This is a genomic window from Pseudoalteromonas ardens, from assembly GCF_030125445.1.
GTDB lineage: Bacteria > Pseudomonadota > Gammaproteobacteria > Enterobacterales > Alteromonadaceae > Pseudoalteromonas > Pseudoalteromonas ardens.
This window is the reverse complement of the sequence record NZ_JASJUV010000001.1, coordinates 986615-1004777: the sequence shown is the minus strand read 5'-3', so window position 1 is coordinate 1004777 and position 18163 is coordinate 986615. Positions and strand designations below refer to the sequence as shown.

Below are 18163 nucleotides of genomic sequence, written 5' to 3'. Positions count from 1 at the left end.
TATTTGACCAGGTTAATGTTTGCCAGACTCTACCGGTGCCGGCAATGGTAGCGCCCGTCCGGTTCGGGATTCGTCCTCTAGTGCAGCGCGCACTGCATCAACCGAATCAAAATCCAGCCTTGGGTGATAATTTACCCAGCGACCATTGATCAGTGCTTCGAGTTTAAACCCGGGGATTTCACTGAACATATTTAGCGTCCCATCATCACGGCGACTTGCAGCTACCGTAGGTATACGGAAAAAACGACCCTGACGCGTTAACTTAGGTAACTCACGATAACCCAGCAAAGCGACAAAACGCTGCCAGTCCTGCTCACGTAACCGTCGCTTTTTATCATTGAAATGGCCACTGCTGCGACTGAACACCAGGCCGCCTTGGTATGGGACAGCCCATGCGGGTTTGTGCCAGGCACGCTCTGCTAGTGCCAACAAACGTGGATACAGCATATACTCTGCCTGCAGATCATCCCGAATCATTTCGCTCCAAAGATGTCCCTGTATACCTGTATAGCCAACGCCCGGTTTCAGAGCAGAGTCACTGTCATCCGCGCTGTAGGTGTGATGCAACACATCTCGCCAGAACTCCGCATGCACAGGCAAGTTATCCGGCATAAATTCAAATACTTTACGGGTATCTAGTGCCCGGCTGGCCCAGTGATTACCACGCTCCTCAGGGTGGGACTGATATGGAAAGTCAAAATAAGTCACATCCGGCAGTGACAACACCACATCCCAGCCTAGGTTAGCCTGTTTGTGCGCCACTTTATGCCCTTGTTCGCTAAGCGTACTCCAGACATTGGATTGGACATTTTTAGGCATTTTTTCTGGATTCACATCACTCAGGCCATCGCTCCAGCCTGCCACCGTGATGCCTTTTTCAGCGACCATGGCCGCCACTTTTTCAATAAAATATCCATTCATCGAGGCAATGGATTGCTTTGCATTCAGCGCTTTACAGGCGGGCGAGTCTAGCCAGGCGCCCGCTGTTTCATCAGCACCTATGTGATACGTTTTTAAAGGTATACCGGCCCGTTCATGCATCCGCTGAAGCTCAGTCAGTACCTTATTCACAAATCGATAAGTCGCTGGCAAACACACATTCAGGGTATTATCGTGGTAATGCTGGATGGAGGAATAGCGCGTCTCGTCCGCTTCTTCCACCAGCCGATATTCATTGGCTGCCTCAGTTTTGCCTTTGGCTATCAAAGCCCGGTAACGCGCTTCCATCGCAATAATGGCGGCACGGGAGTGTCCGGGCATATCCAGCGATGGGATCACTTCAATGTGATGCGCTTTAGCGTAGCGCAAAATTTCACTGTAATCCTGCTGAGAATAGTGGCCATTACGCGGCGCACCGGTGCCGGTACCCGCGCCCAGTTGTGGTAACAAGCAACGCGTTTCACTGAGATCTAAACAGCGTAACCCTCCCACTTTTGTCAGCTCCGGCAGGCCTGCGATAGCGAGGCGCCAACCTTCATCATCAGCCAGATGCAGATGTAATTTGTTTAATTTATAAGCGCCCATTTGCGCTATGGTATCTAACACAAATTGCTTGGAACGGAAGTTTCGGGCACTGTCGATATGCAGCCCCCGAAACCCATATCGGGGCGCATCAGCAATAGCCACACTGGGGATACTGTGGGTTTTCAAATCCATGAGTCCAGCCAATGTTTGCACACCATAGAAGGCACCAGCGGCACCAGATGCCTTAATATCAATCAGGTGAGTAGAACTATTGAACTGATACCCTTGCGCAGCTATGGGCAGCGAGGGATCCACAGTGACCCGCACTGACAGCCCTTTTTGAGTTTGCTTCACACCCAACTGCGCGAGTCGCTTACCGGCCATTTCAATCTGTGCCAAATCAAGGCCTGTCAGCTCAAAACGAATCCCCTTTTTCAAACTGATCCGCCCCTGAGATACCACTTTGAACTCGCGGGGCATCGGGATCAGTCCCTCTGGCGCAGCGCGAAGCTCGGGTTCAGACTGGTGTTGCGCCAGATAAGCTGCGCCCATCCAGGGGGTCTGGTCTTTATTACTGACTCGCAACTGATGGTATGACTCGAATGGTGCCAGGTATGGCTGCTGTTCCAGCCTGGTTTGCTCATCCCGGACAGAGCGCGTACTGGCGACTACTCTGGGGCGCAGCCGCTCAGATTTATCGGCTAAGATATAATTGGGCATAAACTCAGAGCGGGTGATCTGCGAATGCTCTGTGTAAAAGCGCACGCTATAAGTTTCATCTGCAGAGAAACCAGCAAACTGCTCAGTGGGAGTCAGTCGATGCAAATCGCCATTCAGGTGTTCAATTCTGAACACGTCAGATTCAACCTGATAAATTGGCATCAGCTGGCTAAAATAAATGGCCCAATCAGCGCCACTATAACGCTGAGGTGAACGCAGCTGTAATTCAGAAAAGTAACACTGTTTCGCAGGTTCCGGACACTGCTGTGGCATAGAATCAATTAACTGATAACGGATCTGAAGATTGTCAGCCAACGCATTCAACTCGCCTTGTGTTAACGGCGCTGTAACCGCGTGTGCTGTGTGAGCACCCAATAGTGCCATTAACAGGCAAGCAAACTTGTTCATATTCCCTCCGAAAACTGTTCCTGGAACAACTTATAAGCGCCACGCAACGCGGCATGCTCCAGCTTACCTACTTGAATTTCGAGTTGTTTAAACAACGCCGGATGTGTTTGCCCGGCGAGGCTTTTCCACATACTGCGCTGAAATAAGTCATAGGACTTACTGACAGATCCACCCAGGACAATTTTATCTGGGTCAAAGGCCAGCAGCGTCTGCGCAATTGCATATCCTAGGTGGCTTCCAAACTCGTCGAACAGAGATTGTGCATAGCGATCCCCCTGCTGTGCGAGCATTGCCTGCTCTGCTCCGTTTGTACCTCGCTCCAGAAAAAACTGCCCGCTGGTATATTGTTCCAGGATACCATCACGATAGGGAAAGCTGCCGAACTCTCCCGCTGCACAATGCCTGCCACTGTATAGCCGGCCGTCAAAAATGAGTCCTGCGCCCAGGCCGGTTCCCAGACACACCCCCATCAGGTTACTCACCGGCTGGTAAAAAGGGGCACCTGACTGGTAATGACGACCATAAAAATATTCACCCATAGTAAAACAGTTAACATCGTTGTTAACAACTACAGGTAGAGAAAAATATGCGGTTAATTGTGAAGCCAGCGGCACATCCTGCCACGCTGGAATATTAACCGTCTCCAGTACAGTGCCGTCACTAAGATCAACCATACCGGGTACACCTATAGCGATACCACAACACTCGTCGCTGAGCTGCTCTGCAATAATGCCCGTAATAAACTCATTAACCTGCGTTTTAGTCGCAGAGGCCGGCACACTATAACGGCGAGCCTCATAAACACCTTGGTCATCAACCCGGGCAACCTGTGCTTTAGTGCCGCCCAGATCAACACATACTATAGTACTCATTGGCCAGCCGCTTCCTGTTTCTCTGTCAGTTGAGTTTGCTTATGCCAGAACATTCTGACGGTATGATTACGCACGATTGGCTGCGCCCACCAGGCTATCCAGGCAATGTACCCGAGCGGCAAGAGTAGTACTAAACACGCCAGCTGCAAAGAACCACTCAGCTGAGCCAGCATGCCGATTAAAGGAGAAGCCAGTGCTCCCCCAACAATGCCGGTACATAACACCCCCGATACGGCACCATGGCCACTCGATACAGAGTTTAACGCCAGAGAAAATAACACTGACCACATCACAGATAAGAAAAATCCGGATAACGGGAAAGCCAACAGTGCGATATCTGTACTACCAATCAATGCAGTAATAAGACTCAAAGCGGCTCCCAGGCAAAAAAACATGAGCACAAGTTTGGCATCGAACAGTTTCAGCAACACTAACCCCACTACACACCCCAGTGTCAGCATCATCCAGAACTGACTGATCACCTGCGCACTGGATTGCGGTTCAATCTGATGATAAGTCTGTAAAAATACCGCGATTGAGTTGGCAATCCCCTGCTCCAGTGCCACATATGCCACAATGGCAAAAAAGAAGCGGATCACTACAGGATTACGAAAGTACCCAACGCACGCTTGCCAGCTCAGTGTCTCTTCCTCTTTTCGTTCAACCGCTTCGAGCCTGCTCAGCCCTATCCAAATCAACATCAAAACACTGAGCAGTGCGAACAGCCAGTACATACTTAACCAGGGCATCGCAGCGGGGATCCAGGTGAAATCAGCGGGATGCGCTTGTACCTGACTGGCCAGTGAAACATAAACCCAGGGTGACAAACTGGCTGCCGCGCCAAACAATAACTGAGCAAGTACCGAGAACGCTGCAAAATGTGCGCTGCCGCCGCTGCGTCGCAGTAACGGGTTAATGGCGACTTGCAACATCGCCATAGCGGTACCAATCAAAAACAGCGCCAGCATAGCCACCGCAAACACCGGAGCTACGGCAAACAACAACGCCCCTACACCAGCAAGCGTAAAAGCCCCCAGCATCACGCGTTTTTCACCAAAACGCTGTACCATTAGACCGGCAGGGATAGACATTACGCCGTAAGCAATAAAAAAGGCGAAAGGGAATAAGCCGGCCAAAGTAAGGCCTATATCAAAGCTTTTAATGAGTTCCGGAAACAACGGACCGAGAATATTGGTGAAAAACGACACCATAAAGAAGGTTACCAGCACCAGGGCAACCACAGAGTAATTGGGTTTCATGAGTCTTACCTTATCGTGAGCTTAGAAATAAAAAGGCGGTGGCTTATTTGGAATCAGTTTGTGGGCAGACAAACTCAATGATCCAAGGGGATCCTGCTAGGGATAGCCACCGCCTTAACTCGTTGGTAAGACTAGTTTGCCGTCATTGCCAGCACTGTAGCGGCACATTTCAAACAATTGCTAATACTTTTCTCGTGCTCTGTATAGTCGGCCAGGGGCATAAAAACTGGATATCTATCAATAAGCTTAGCCGTCCAATTGGGTACTCTATGTTTACTCGGCACATTGACAGGCAAGACTAAAATATTATTCAACTTACGATATGAAAAAGTTAATAAATTCTATGCAACACACTAATTGAAATGAGGGAAATGCATCATTTATCCGGGTTTTTGCGGGTAAATTCCGCCTAAGTCACAGCAAGTGCATTTATGCACGCAGGCATACGGAAAGTATTCAGATAAGATAGCAAAGTAGCATGAGAAAAAATCACGAATACTGGATCACTCATATATATCCAGCGCTGCGCGTTTATCTCATGCCAGAACAAAAAGAAAAGGCCTGAACAACCTACTCAGGCCCGAGGGAGAATTACCAGCGACCGCGAACACCCAGTGTCAGACGACGCTCATAAACGTTTTGTGAAATACGATTGTCTTTCCATTGTGCGTAGTTAGATTCGTATTCCTCAGTCAGGTTACTGCCAGACATATACACCGTCATATAGTCTGTCACATCATAACTGGCCGAGATATCTATATAGGTTGTTGGCTCAGTCCAGATAGCCGTATCACCCATACCACCTGTCGTCGTGACCTGCGCCAGACGCTTGGAACGATGGTTGGCCGCTAAACGGAACTGGAAACCGTCTTTTTCATACCAAAGTACCGCGTTAGACGATTCTTTAGAGTTATCTTCCAGCGGTAATGCGTCACCATAGAAGTCAACGCGACCACTTTCACTGTCTGAATAGGTGTAGTTAAATGCCGCACCAAATCCGCTCCAGAAGCCCGGCAGGAAGTCGAATGCTTGCTGATAGGTAAACTCGGCACCATTCATTGTACCACCCTGGCCATTGACTTGACCGGTTACGCTGACTTCACGACGTACAACACCATCTGCATCAGCCAGTGGCATTGTCCAGGTACTGGTTTCAATGAAAGATTTAAGCTGGATATTGAACACACCTACGCTGACCAACGCGCTTGGTGAGAAATACCATTCCAACGCCAAATCCGTGTTTGTGGCACGCCATGGCTCCAGTTCCGGGTTACCCTGCATAGTTGCATTGGTTGCAATCAACAAGTCAGGAGAAATCCCCTCACGCGCTGCCAGGTCATCACCGGCACGTGAACGGCTTACCTGCAAACCACCCGCAATTGCGCCAAGGTCCAGACGCGTCATTGTTTTACCCCAGGCAGAGCGGAAGATCAGGTCGTCGCTCAGGTTCACCGCCAGGTTCAATGAAGGCAGGAAGTCACTGAATGATTTACTGGTGTTAATATCACCCGCATCGGCTGCCACAGAGCCCGGACAGTTCACACAAATAGAATCGCCAATCACGTTTTGCAGGATGTCGAGATCCGTTTTAATGTACTGGAAGCCCAGATTCGCGGTGTACAGATCGCTTGAGAAATCAGCGCGCCAGTAAAGTGTTTGAGTTTCTTCTTCAACCTCATAGGTGCTGCCTGGTACGCCGCCTTTTTTGTTACCCGGATAAAGTTGATTCTGGAATGCAAATGGGTCGTCAAGCTGACGCGGGTCGATGAAGAAATAGCTGCCACCATTAACCGGACCAAAATCAGATACCTGCTGGATCCATGCCGCTGGTAATTTATCGAAGGTATATGGCGTGTCGTAACCCATTGTCAGGTCACCGTCAGACGCACTCGGTACACCGCCGCTGCCGTCCGTATCAAAGGCTGCCAGACCTTGGTCTTTCCACATTACATCAACACTGCCTTCACCAACCGGGTTGCTGAATGGCGCCAGCAATACATATTGCTCACGAGATACGTCACGGTTACCTAAACGAGCACCAAAGCTCATTTTGGTCAGTGATCCCATATCTTCGAACAGGTATTCACCATCAAGACGTAAAATGTCCAGGCTTGCCTCTTCGTTAAAGTTATTTTCAGAGTACGTTGATACCACTGAGTAACGGTTCATATTGGAACCAAACACTTCACCTTGCATCTCACTGGGCGGCAACAATACCGGGTGATCACCCTGATAGTTCAATCTCACCGGCACAGTGCCAGGTCCATAACCATTTGGGTTTACTGCAATCGGACCATTGCCTTCGTTACGACGCAGGTTGTGTGCCAAACCACTGGTCATGTACCCTTGAGCAACGTTTTCCGTGTGCATACGCTCCGCATCAGCCGTGATCAGGCGCATCTTACCTGAGAAATTACCATCGCCTTTGTAGGTCAGTTCAAAGTTATAGTTGGTTGATTCACGCTCATTGGTATGACTTTCAGAATGCGCAACAACACGTGGCGCGTGCAGCGTAATATCCTGTGCAGTATACAGGTTGTATCCACCAGTCGTTTTACCCCGATCCATCGCATCATGCTGCTCCTGCCAATCCCAGTGACCGCCCCAGGCATTGTCCGCCATCAGGCCGCGCTGGCGATCTGCATCATCCATTTTGGTATAGAAAACATCTGCGCTCAGCTCAAAATTGTCATTAAGCTGCGCCTGGAAACTCAGGCTACCACCTGTACGCTCACGCTCAGTAAAGCGGTTAACCATACCGTAGCTGACGTAAGTGAATTCTGCATCATCAGTATCACCATCGCCATTGATATCTCCATCAGGACAATACCAGCAACCACCCGCTTCTTGAGGTGCATAGCCCCAGCCATGGTTAGTCGAACCAAAGCGATAGTTTGCCAGATTCACTTCATCTCTGGTCAGTGTCGCAAGTACCGCGAAGCGCTCGGCGTTATAGCCTGCTGCAATCATGGCTTTAGGGTCGGTTTCTTTTGAATAAGAGCCACGTGATGCTTCTATCAGTGCTGCACCGCTGAAGCCTTCTTCTAAATCAAATGGCTTACGCGTTTTCAGATCGACAGTACCAGAGATACCACCCGCTAAGGTATCAGCAGTTGGCGATTTCATCACATCCATAGCACCAACCAGACTCGAAGGAATATCGGTAAAATCGGGTTGTACTGTGGTCAGTGAACCAGCACTGAGGAACTGCTCACCATTAAGTAAGGTAGTGACCTGTGGCATACCCCGTACGTTAATCGTTGAGCCTTCACCGGCACTTCGGCGGATCTGGATACCTGGTACACGTTGGAGTGAATCCGCGATTGTCACGTCCGGCAGCTTACCTATGTCTTCTGCAGTGATAGAGTCAACAACACCATCCGCAAAACGCTTGGTGTTAAGGCTTTTTTCAGTCGAAGCTCTGATCCCTCGAACTTCAATAACTTCCACTGACTCTTCTTGCTCGGCCTGAACCGGTGCAACAAAGGCGGTGCTTGAAATCACTGCGGCAGTGACCGCAAATGAAATGCGAGACAATCTGAATGCTGCATTGCTGTGTTTCATCTTCTTCCTCTTATTCTGTATTATCAAGATGTACGCCTGGTGAAATAATCATCAGGCACTTTCCTTATTTGAACAGGCCTGTAACTTATAAGTTTGCATTTTCAAACTCATATCGGTACAAATCTATCAGATAACAGCGCTGTCATTTTAAAACGCAGTACTTAATGACCAGCCATGTCTCGACATTATGCATGCTTTCTTTTAACTCATGTTAATAGTTTGTACCTTTTTGTGCATATTGAATAGGATAGTATTGTAAGAGCAGTGAAATGCATCACCTTTCAGAGCGCAGGGCGCGAAGATAGCAGAATCGACAAACTTTTAGCGCAAAAAACGTGCGCTATAAGCCCACAGCTGACTAACGTAAAGGAGCAATATAATGAAAGCTATGTGTGAAAAAGTCATTCCGTCTCACAATTGTTCATGGCGCTATTGCCTCTATCAGCTGGACGAAATTCCTTTTAACTGGCATTACCACCCTGAATATGAAATTTGCCTGACCCTGAATAGCCAGGGCATGTGTCACATTGGTGACCATATCACGCCATACGACGACTACGACCTGGTACTGATGGGGCCTGAACTGCCCCATACCTGGCAATCTCGAGACAATACAGATGGCAGTCAGCACATAGTTCATGTAGCACAGATCCCAGCCCCCTGGCTACAACAGCAAATGCAGCAAAACACTGAGTTACAGGGATTGCATACTCTATTAGATCATGCCAAATGCGGGCTAAGCTTTAATAAGAAAACAGCTAAAAAAAGCGAAAAACTCTTCAATAAAATGCAAAATGCGTCACCAATAGAGCGCTATATCTTACTCTTTCAGCTGCTCAACCTGATGGCAAACAGCCCCTATCAAACGCTGTCGACCATGGAGTTTAGTTTTGCCAAACAGCTGGATCCTGCCAAGGATAAGTTTGATCATGTGATAAATTATATCTACGACAATTACACTGAATCTTTGAGTGCAGAGCTGCTGGCCAGACAGGCCCACATGAGTACCAATCATTTCCACCGCTTCTTTAAAAAGCGCACAGAGTGTACGGTGACTGAGTTTATTAATCAGCTGAGGATCGCCAAAGCTTGTAAGCTGCTACTCAAAACCAAAGCCCCAATCACTGTAATAAGCGACCAGTGCGGCTTTAATAATTTATCAAACTTTAACCGCCGCTTTCTTGCAATCAAGCAATGTACACCCAGCCAGTTTCGTGCCCGGGTACAGCAAAAAGCGCTGATATAATGAACGGTTCAGGCTAAGGTAAGGATTCGCTTATATGATAGGCGCGGTCTAACTATAATAACTAAGGATGAACCCATGCCGCTACTGACTTCACTTACCCTCACACCGCTGCTTGCGGCCAGTGTGCTTTCAACCCCCGCGACCTTGCCTGCCTGTCAAAATGGACAGGCGTGTACCATGGCAGTATATAGCGAGCGCACGCAACAATGGCAATTTATAAACCAATCGCGCGCGCAGCAAGCGTATTCTCCCTTCTCTACTTATAAAGTGCCGAATACACTGATCCTACTAGATACGCAAACCATCAAACCCGGACAGGGTTACCAGATAGATTTAGATACCTATCCGGTTAAAAAATGGTGGTTTGACGCCTGGCGCAAAGAGTCAATCACCCCACAAGACGCATTCAGGTATTCAGCACTGCCTTTATATCAGACCTGGACCAACTTGCTGAGCAAGCCTGTGATGCAAAAGTACCTGGATGACTTTAACTATGGCAACCGTGATATCAGCGGACCTCATGATAAGTTCTGGCTCAACAGCAGCATTAAAATCAGTGCTGTTGAGCAGGTCACATTTCTACGTCGACTACAGACCCAAGCTTTAAAGCTTAAGCCCTCGACCTTTCAGGCGTTTGATACAATTTTCTTACAGGAAGAAACTGCCAAAACCAAGCTTTATGCAAAAACGGGAACCGGACCGGTCGCCAAAGGTAAGTACATAGGCTGGTATGTTGGCATTGTAGAGAACAGCCAAGGACGTCACTACTTTGCTTTTAATATGGATGCCAAGAACTTTAAAGAAGTCGTGTCCACCCGTGTCGAAATCGCCAAAGCCACGCTGAACCAGATGGGCGTTTTATAACTTCAATCAGAACAACTAAGTTCCTAACTTTATGGTGCGGCAGGTTTACCCGGTAATGGGTTGTTTTGTATACACAATGGTAGGGAACAAAAGCGGCTTGTATTAGTTACAACACAAGCCGCCACCACTCAGAGAATCACCATCAGGCGACCTTTCGCAATAACCCCTGAGTATTTTGACGCATAGTATGTGCCACCATAAAATAGCCGATTAAAGCCACAAACGTAGCGCCTGATACTGGCCCCAGTATCCACACGTACGGGTGCAGCCTGCCATCCACACCAAACAATTGCTGCTGGATAATAAACAGGGTGATATCACTGACCAGCGCAGCAACGAAACCTGCCAGCGCGCCCAACAACAAGAACTCATACAGGGTAGCCAGTTTAATCAACTTACCCCTGGCACCGAGTGTGCGTAAAATCACCACTTCCTGCATTCGCTCAGCCAGACTGGCTTGTACCTGAGATATCAAGACCAGGGCACCGCTTATCAACACAATAGATAGCACAAAACCAATTGCCAGGGACACCTGAGCAATCATAGATTGTACCTGTACGATATTGTTCTTGATGTCTATCATGCTCACAGTCGGATACTGCAGTAACAGCCGGCTAATCGGGCGAACATGGTTATCCTCCAACTTGGCCGCCGTAAAATAAGTCACCGGCAGACGCTCGGCCATGGCAGAGTTAAAAATCATCACAAAATTAGGCTTAAGTGTTCCCCAGTCAACACTGCGAATGCTGGTTACTTTGGCTTCAAAGATCTGCGTATTGACCAAGAATGTCAGCGTGTCTCCAAGCTCAATACCAACCCGCTCCGCTGTGCCTTCAAACACAGAAACCTGCAATTCATCTGTTTGCTCAAACCACTGCCCTTCCAGAATTTCGTTGCCATCCGGTAAAGTATCGCTCCAGGTCAGGTTCAGCTCACGGCCAACACCATTACGGGCATCTTCTTGTTGCTCCTCACCTTCCTGCTTAGATACCCGACGGGCAAATGCTTCGCCGTTTAAGGCATTAACGCGGCCCCGGAAAACCGGGTAAAATGCCTCATGATGAATATTTTGCTCAGCAAAGAAGGTCTTAAACTGAGCAACGTCACGCTCTCCAATGTTAATTAAAAAGGCGTTGGGTGCATCTTCTGGTACCTGCATTTGCCAGTCAGAGATCATGTCATTTTTGAGCACAAACAAGAACAACATTAACTTGATGGCCAGTGCAAAACTGATCAGCTGAATGGCGTTTGCATTGGCGCGTTTTTGTAATGTTGCAATCGCCAGAGACCAACTGTTGCCCGGGCTCAGCCCTAATTTACGACCCGCACTAAAGAACAGTCGGGACAAGCCAAACAGCACGCCCATCAGAGTCGCAGTACCTGCAAACAATAACAGTGTGGTTTTAATGTCCCCGCTGAACAGCCACATCAACATGAAGATGGTACCCACCGAAAGCGCCATATGCACCCGGCTGACCGCCAGCTTATCGCCCAGACTTCTTCTGAGCACACGCAGTGGAGGAATATCAAACAAATCCAACAACGGTTTAAGAGAAAACATCAGCGCGCACACCACACCAATGGCAATAGACAACAGCCAGGGTCTGGGCCCGGCGAGAGGTAGTTCATTGGCAACAAAACTGGTCAGGTAGTCAACCGCCACTTCCTGTAAACCATAACCAATTGCCAGACCAATCGCCAGAGAGCTAACGGTTACGAGCGACAGGTGCATCAGAAAGATACGCTTGATTGTCCCGCGACTACCACCCAAGGTTTTCATCATGGCAACTGGGTCATACTGACGCTCACAATAACGTTTTGCAGACACCGCCATCGCCACCGCTGCGAGCATAATGCCGAATAGGCCAGCCAACAGTAAAAACCGCTCGGAGCGCTCAAGATTCTCACCCAATGGTGACTGCCGGTCTTTGATCCCTTGCCAGCTCTGGTTTTCTCTGAGCTGAGGCTTTAACCAAACATAATAATCTTTGAGTAGCTGCTCATCGCCCGCAAACAGCAATCGATAAAACACATCGCTGCCTGCCTGAACCGCTTGTGTAGTCGGGATATCGGCAATATTCAGTAACACACGCTTGTTACCTGCCAGTGAGAAAAATGCTGCGTCGGGCTCCTGTACCAAAACCTTAGTCACGGTAAACATACCCGCACCAATTTCGACTTTGTCACCCACTTTGAGTCCAAGGGTATGAAACAGCCCTTCACTCAACCAGGCTTCCCCCTTACCTGGTGCCGCAGCAATGTCGTATCGCTCTGCATCCAATGCGTCTCTGAGGGTGATTTTGCCACGCAGAGGGTGGTTATCGCTCACCGCTTTAATCGACCCCAGCACCAACTCGTCTCCCACAAAGAGCATGGAGTCAAAATAAATGTTTTGTGCCGTTTGCAGACCGAAATCCTGCGCTACCTTGAGGTAACTTTCGTCCAGTTCATAGTTACTGGACAGACGACGGTCGGCCGCAATAAAGTCGGCCGACTTTTGTTCAATGTTAAGTCGGATACGCTCAGTCACTGAGCTTAAGCTAAAGACCGTCAACACCGCCAATGCAATGGCAGCGAAAATGATGGTTAGCTCACCTCGACGCAACTCCCGGAAAAATAATCTCAGCGCCAATCTAGCCCACATGTACTGCCACTCCTTCTCCATCTCGGATCTTTGCCAGCTGACCGCCCTCGATATGGATAATGCGATCACACTGCTTAGCCAGGTCTTCGTCATGTGTGACCAAAATAAGGGTTGTGCCGTGTTGTTTATTTAAATCAAACAGCAGGCTTTCGATTAAATGACCGTTTTTAGAGTCCAGGTTTGCGGAAGGCTCGTCAGCAAACAGAATTTTTGGCGTACCGATAAATGCACGCGCTATAGCAACTCGCTGCTGCTCACCGCCAGACAGCTGAGAAGGATAATGACCAACCCGATGCGACAACCCTACTTTTTCCAACAGGGCTTGTGCCTGCTCTCGGGCATTTTTTTCACCCGCAAGCTCGGCTGGTAACATCACGTTTTCCAGTGCTGTCAAACTCTGAACCAACATAAATGACTGAAACACAAAGCCGACTTTCTCAGCCCTGAGTCTTGCGCGCTGCTCTTCATCAAGGCGATGTAGCGCCTCACCATCGAGATAAACCTCTCCCTTGCTGGCAATGTCGAGTCCCGCCAGTAAGCTGAGTAACGTTGACTTGCCCGAGCCAGAAGTGCCAACCACTGCAACTGATTCACCTGACTTGACAGAAAAATTGATATCGCTAAGGATAGTGAGGTCACCTTCAAAGGTACTGACGGTTTTACCCAACTCCTTAACCTGAATAATATTTAACTGAGAAAGCACTGACATGATGCGATTTTTCCTACAACTGGTGGTATTGATCTTCGGCACACTTTTCATCTTAAAAGCGAACGCCAACGATACCAAAATTATGATCATAGGTGATAGCTTAAGCGCCGGTTATGGTCTCAAACAAGCACCGTCCTGGGTTAATTTGTTACAAAATAAATACGAGGCAGAGCAAAAAGCGATCACTCTGGTGAATACCAGCGTCTCGGGCCAGACTACGGATAATGCGCTGCTCACGATCGACAAGCAACTAGAGAGCTACCAACCGAGCCACGTGCTTATCGAGCTAGGCGCCAATGATGGATTGCGAGGATTTCCGCCTAAACTGATCCGCAAACATTTACGCGAGCTGGTAGAAAAAAGCCAGGCAAGTGGCGCCAAAGTCGCTTTAATGCAAATCCACATTCCACCAAACTATGGCAAACGCTACAGTACCCTGTTTGCCGACAGTTACCCATTGGTGACCGAACAAACTGGCGCCTATCTGATGGAGTACTTCATGTTACCCATCGCAGCAGATCGCAGCCTGATGCAAAACGATAACTTACACCCCAATGCTGAAGCTCAGCCAATTATCCGGGATTTTATGTACGAACGCATTGCACTGTGGTTGCAAAAATAATACACAGGACGCGCCTTTTCCTTTAACCAACTCAACTTGCTCGCCTGACATACAGTGACACTGATCAGGCGAGTATTCCTGCAACATTCAAACGCTTTTTATTGCCAAAGGCAGGCCAACACGCTCGTATTGGGATCGTTGATATACTCTCCACTAAGCTAAAACCGCTTGCAAACATGATGCTTTTGAAGACCGCGAACTAAATAATCCATCCTCTTTTACACCGTACCTTAAAACACAACAAACAACTTTTGTCTCCTGCCATTGCTTGCAAAGAACAACAAAAACAAAGTCATACAAAAGTTTGTACCTAGTACATAGAAACACACCATAACAGACCAAGAAACCCGCAAAAAGAAACAATAAATAAACATTTGCAACAATTATTTTAATTTGTATACTGAATGAACAGTTAAGAGCTTTAACTCTATTAAACACCAATAATGCAACAAAAAAGGATTATTTATGACACGCCTTTGCGCAGTGCTTGGCGCCGGAGTTGTTACCTTGTTTAGTACACAAGCCGCAGCTTCTATCGAGTCTCAAGCGCTACTAAATCAGCAGCACCTTTGGTCACAGTTACCAACAGCGGCTCAACCAGAACACACCTCTCTGACAACTAAGGCTCAGCGTGTAACTACTGCATTGACCTATCGGCTAGAAAAAGTCGCGGGTACGCAGCCAAAGTACGAGCACTATCGGGCTTACTATCAGGGCAAACCTGTACTTGATAGTCAGCTGGTTATCGCGCGAGATACCCACGGCAATGTTATTCAGAGCATGGGCAAGCTACTTAGTGGTGAGGTTAAAGTCGCTGAGCATGCCACAGGTCATCAGCCAGACCTCGCAGCAAGCGTTGCAAATCATTATCAGGACGATCACTCGAAAATTAATGAGTCAAACTCTGCGTATTTAGTTGTAAACGGAAAGTTACTTAACGTGACAGTTATCGAGGTCAACCGTAAAGGAATTCAGGAGCAGCTCGTTGTCGACAGCGCACAAGGCACCGTGATCCGTCATCGTTCTAGTGCGTCCTTCTATTCAAAAGAGACCGTTTCGGCAAACGCTGTACTGGATAATAGCTATGTACCCGGAGGTGGGATAGGCGGTAATGATAAACTAGGCGCGATCTGTTATTCCCCGCAGCCAGACAGCATGGCAGCCTGTACGGCGTATCAGTACGACGAATTCACACCTGTCGGACAACGCCTGCTATTTACTGACACCAATCCCAATGCCATTTTTGCCCAATTTGGCGGATATCCCTTAGTCGTCAAAAAAGAGTTGGATTCATGTACGCTCGAAAACCCCTACCTGAGCACTTTTGATGCCAGAAGCTCAGATACGAACCCGGTGTCATACTCCTGCGGAGCAAACAACGAGGACTTTGATGTCACTAAGGTAACCAGCAACTTTGATACTTGGTTCACCTACAGCCATGCCAGCGAAGCGCATTTCAATGCGGGTGTTGTGATGCAGTACTTTCACAATCAATTTGCGGACTTATACCCAAACCAGTCCTCAGACTGCTCAAGCAATGGCTATTGCATCAAGCCACTTAAACAAAAAGTACACAGCAATACCATATTTGGTACCAATAAAGCGTTCTGGGACGGCGAGTTTGTCAACTATGGTTCCGGTGATGGCTACTATTTCTATTCACAAGCCACGCTAAGTATTGCTGCACACGAGATTGGCCACGCCATCACCAGCTGGAACTCAGGCATAGGTGCTGAAGGCATAGATGGTGCCATTAACGAAGGCTTCTCTGATTTAGTGACTATCGCTGTTATGGACTACTTTCAGAGTCAGGCCGATGGCGCTTACAGTCAGTCAGAATACTTCACCAAACAATTTACTGAGCAGGCAGGCCAGTACGGCCAAAACCGTAAATGGTGGTTTGGCTGGGATGCCATCTATGCCGATCAGGGCGTCCGCTTCTATGAATTACCCTCCTGGGACGGAACCAGTATCGATCATGTCGCTGATTTCTCGACGGGCAAAACAGAGCATGCCAATGGTGGTGTGCTACGCAAAGCCTTTTACGAGCTGGTAAAAACTAAGCATTGGTCGATTCAGGATGCCTTCAAAGTGTTTTTGCGCGCAAATACAGCAGGCTGTATGTTTCCTAATATGAGTATGGATGAATACGGCTACTGTCTGGCTGCACAGACACCCTTCATCGATATCGCAGGTAAAAATGCAGACCAGCGTAAAGCCGATATTACGGATGTTTTGTTAGGCGTCGGCATTGTAGCAGACAACAACTTGTCGACGCTAAACGCCAACGTCCGTTTTAGTTATAACGAATTAAGCTATGATATCAGCCACCTGGCGATTGATAACATAGAACAAATCCATGCCGATTGGGGCGATGGTACTGGCAGTACCTGGCGTAAGAGTGATAATCAGCCTATCTATCCTTTTTTACAGCAAACACACACGTTGCCGCTCGATATTCTGGCACGTGCCTCTGTAGAAGTTCAGTTCAGTGATAACAATACCAGCACAGCTTATCGCCACTTCTTTAGCCGTGCTGCTGACGTAAACTGCCCGCCATATCTGAATTCTCCTCAGGTGCATACCAATAGTCTAAATATTGCCACATATGGCATCAATAACATCACCGGAGAATATTTATCAGAGGTTGGAAATAGAATTCCGCTTGCCCGACAACGCAGTTACGGCCTTATTTTCGACAAAGATCTTAGCGGTAAGAAGCTCACGGTACTGTTTGATTCGGATAAAGACGGAGAATTCTCCTATACCGAGAAACTAATTGGCAATGCCACCATCTCAAGCAATAGCGCCGCTTTTGAACTAAGCAATGCCATCCCGCCGGGAATAGGTTTGATGCGTATCGCTATCTCAGATGATAAATACTCTTATATTCACAGTTGCGGCGTGGTAGATGCAGGCCAGGTCATTGACGTTATGATTGATGTAGACTCTCCGAACCTGCCGATCATTGCTGATTTTAGCTATCAAATCCTGGAAGGGAACAAAGTTAAATTCATCAATAACAGTACAGCCAATCAGACTAAACAGCCGGGTTACAGCTGGCAGTTTGGGTTTGATAATCAAACCAGTAGTGACGAAAACCCAGTAGTTCAATTTCCTGAGAATGGCGGGACGTTCAATGTATCGCTGACCACCCGTTATCAGGATGGCAGTGACAGTGATACCAGCAGCCAGGTTTTGATATTACAGCCGGTTTCAAGCTGCAGTACAGGCATTACCGACCCAAGCAATGCAGGCGTTTTGTACATCGACAAGCTGACTTTCAATTATTACTCAACTGTATTGCATGAGGTGCCTGAAGTAGCCGGGTACAATGCGTCAGGGTATAACTTTACTACTGTGAACGACTTCTCGCGCAGCGATAATTCATACCTGACCGTGGTTGGCTCGACCAACTTCCTGCCACGGTCCACCATAAATAATCTGTATGGTAACAATCAAATTGGCGCGCGTTTCACAGTCTGGCTGGATAAAAACCATGATGACACATTCAGTAAAGACGAAGGTCACAATGGTAGCAATGATTACAGCTATGACTACTACACCACAGATTGTCATTCCCGCACAGACGGAATTGAGTATTGCCGTGTCACGTCAAGCAAAATCATACGCCTCCCCTGGGTGAGCAGAGACAAACTGTTCACCTTAAGAGCCAAATTTGAGGAAAACCCTCAAAACCCACTAAAGCAGGATGCTTGTAAATCCTTCACTTACGGAGAAGTTGAAGACATTCAATTCAAAATTACTAGATGGTAATTAACACCTTGTGC

Annotated in this window: 10 protein-coding genes; 4 read left to right on the top strand and 6 right to left on the bottom strand. The window is 48.0% G+C overall.

The features are described from left to right. Positions 1–12 precede the first annotated feature (12 nt). The 4 genes from QNM19_RS03700 to QNM19_RS03685 form a co-directional block, all read right to left on the bottom strand. The gene (locus tag QNM19_RS03700) at positions 13–2592 is read right to left on the bottom strand and encodes a family 20 glycosylhydrolase (RefSeq protein ID WP_082225347.1); all 2580 of its coding nucleotides are present in this window, start codon (positions 2590–2592) and stop codon (positions 13–15) included. Further along, positions 2589–3464 carry an ROK family protein gene (locus QNM19_RS03695; protein WP_049863505.1) on the bottom strand — a complete coding sequence of 292 codons (876 nt, stop codon included), beginning with the start codon at positions 3462–3464 and terminating at the stop codon, positions 2589–2591. Before QNM19_RS03695 ends, QNM19_RS03700 begins: the two co-directional genes overlap by 4 nt. Continuing rightward, positions 3461–4723 (bottom strand): MFS transporter, encoded by a 1263-nt coding sequence (locus QNM19_RS03690; RefSeq protein ID WP_284026343.1) that lies wholly within the window; start codon positions 4721–4723, stop codon positions 3461–3463. The genes QNM19_RS03695 and QNM19_RS03690 overlap by 4 nt, the downstream gene beginning before the upstream one ends. A gap of 591 nt (positions 4724–5314) precedes the next feature. Next, positions 5315–8287 carry a TonB-dependent receptor gene (locus QNM19_RS03685; protein WP_284026342.1) on the bottom strand — a complete coding sequence of 991 codons (2973 nt, stop codon included), beginning with the start codon at positions 8285–8287 and terminating at the stop codon, positions 5315–5317. 379 nt (positions 8288–8666) lie between these two features. Here QNM19_RS03685 and QNM19_RS03680 point away from each other — a divergent pair, with 379 nt between their 5' ends. Further along, complete coding sequence (locus QNM19_RS03680) at positions 8667–9533, top strand: AraC family transcriptional regulator (protein ID WP_284026341.1); 867 nt, start codon at positions 8667–8669, stop codon at positions 9531–9533. Between the two features lie 75 nt (positions 9534–9608). After that, positions 9609–10397 (top strand): penicillin-binding transpeptidase domain-containing protein, encoded by a 789-nt coding sequence (locus QNM19_RS03675; protein ID WP_049863506.1) that lies wholly within the window; start codon positions 9609–9611, stop codon positions 10395–10397. Positions 10398–10539: 142 nt separating this feature from the next. Here QNM19_RS03675 and QNM19_RS03670 read toward each other — a convergent pair whose 3' ends face one another. After that, on the bottom strand, positions 10540–13041 hold the full coding sequence (locus QNM19_RS03670; protein ID WP_049863507.1) for an ABC transporter permease: 2502 nt from the start codon (positions 13039–13041) through the stop codon (positions 10540–10542). After that, complete coding sequence (locus QNM19_RS03665) at positions 13031–13750, bottom strand: ABC transporter ATP-binding protein (RefSeq protein ID WP_049863508.1); 720 nt, start codon at positions 13748–13750, stop codon at positions 13031–13033. The genes QNM19_RS03670 and QNM19_RS03665 overlap by 11 nt, the downstream gene beginning before the upstream one ends. On the opposite strand from QNM19_RS03665, the gene QNM19_RS03660 reads away from it, so the two are divergent. Both QNM19_RS03660 and QNM19_RS03655 read left to right on the top strand, forming a co-directional pair. Then, positions 13749–14372 carry an arylesterase gene (locus QNM19_RS03660; RefSeq protein ID WP_049863509.1) on the top strand — a complete coding sequence of 208 codons (624 nt, stop codon included), beginning with the start codon at positions 13749–13751 and terminating at the stop codon, positions 14370–14372. The genes QNM19_RS03665 and QNM19_RS03660 overlap by 2 nt on opposite strands. Before the next feature lie 465 nt (positions 14373–14837). Beyond that, positions 14838–18149, top strand: a complete 3312-nt coding sequence (locus QNM19_RS03655) for a M4 family metallopeptidase (RefSeq protein WP_284026340.1) — start codon at positions 14838–14840, stop codon at positions 18147–18149. The last annotated feature ends 14 nt before the right edge of the window (positions 18150–18163 follow it).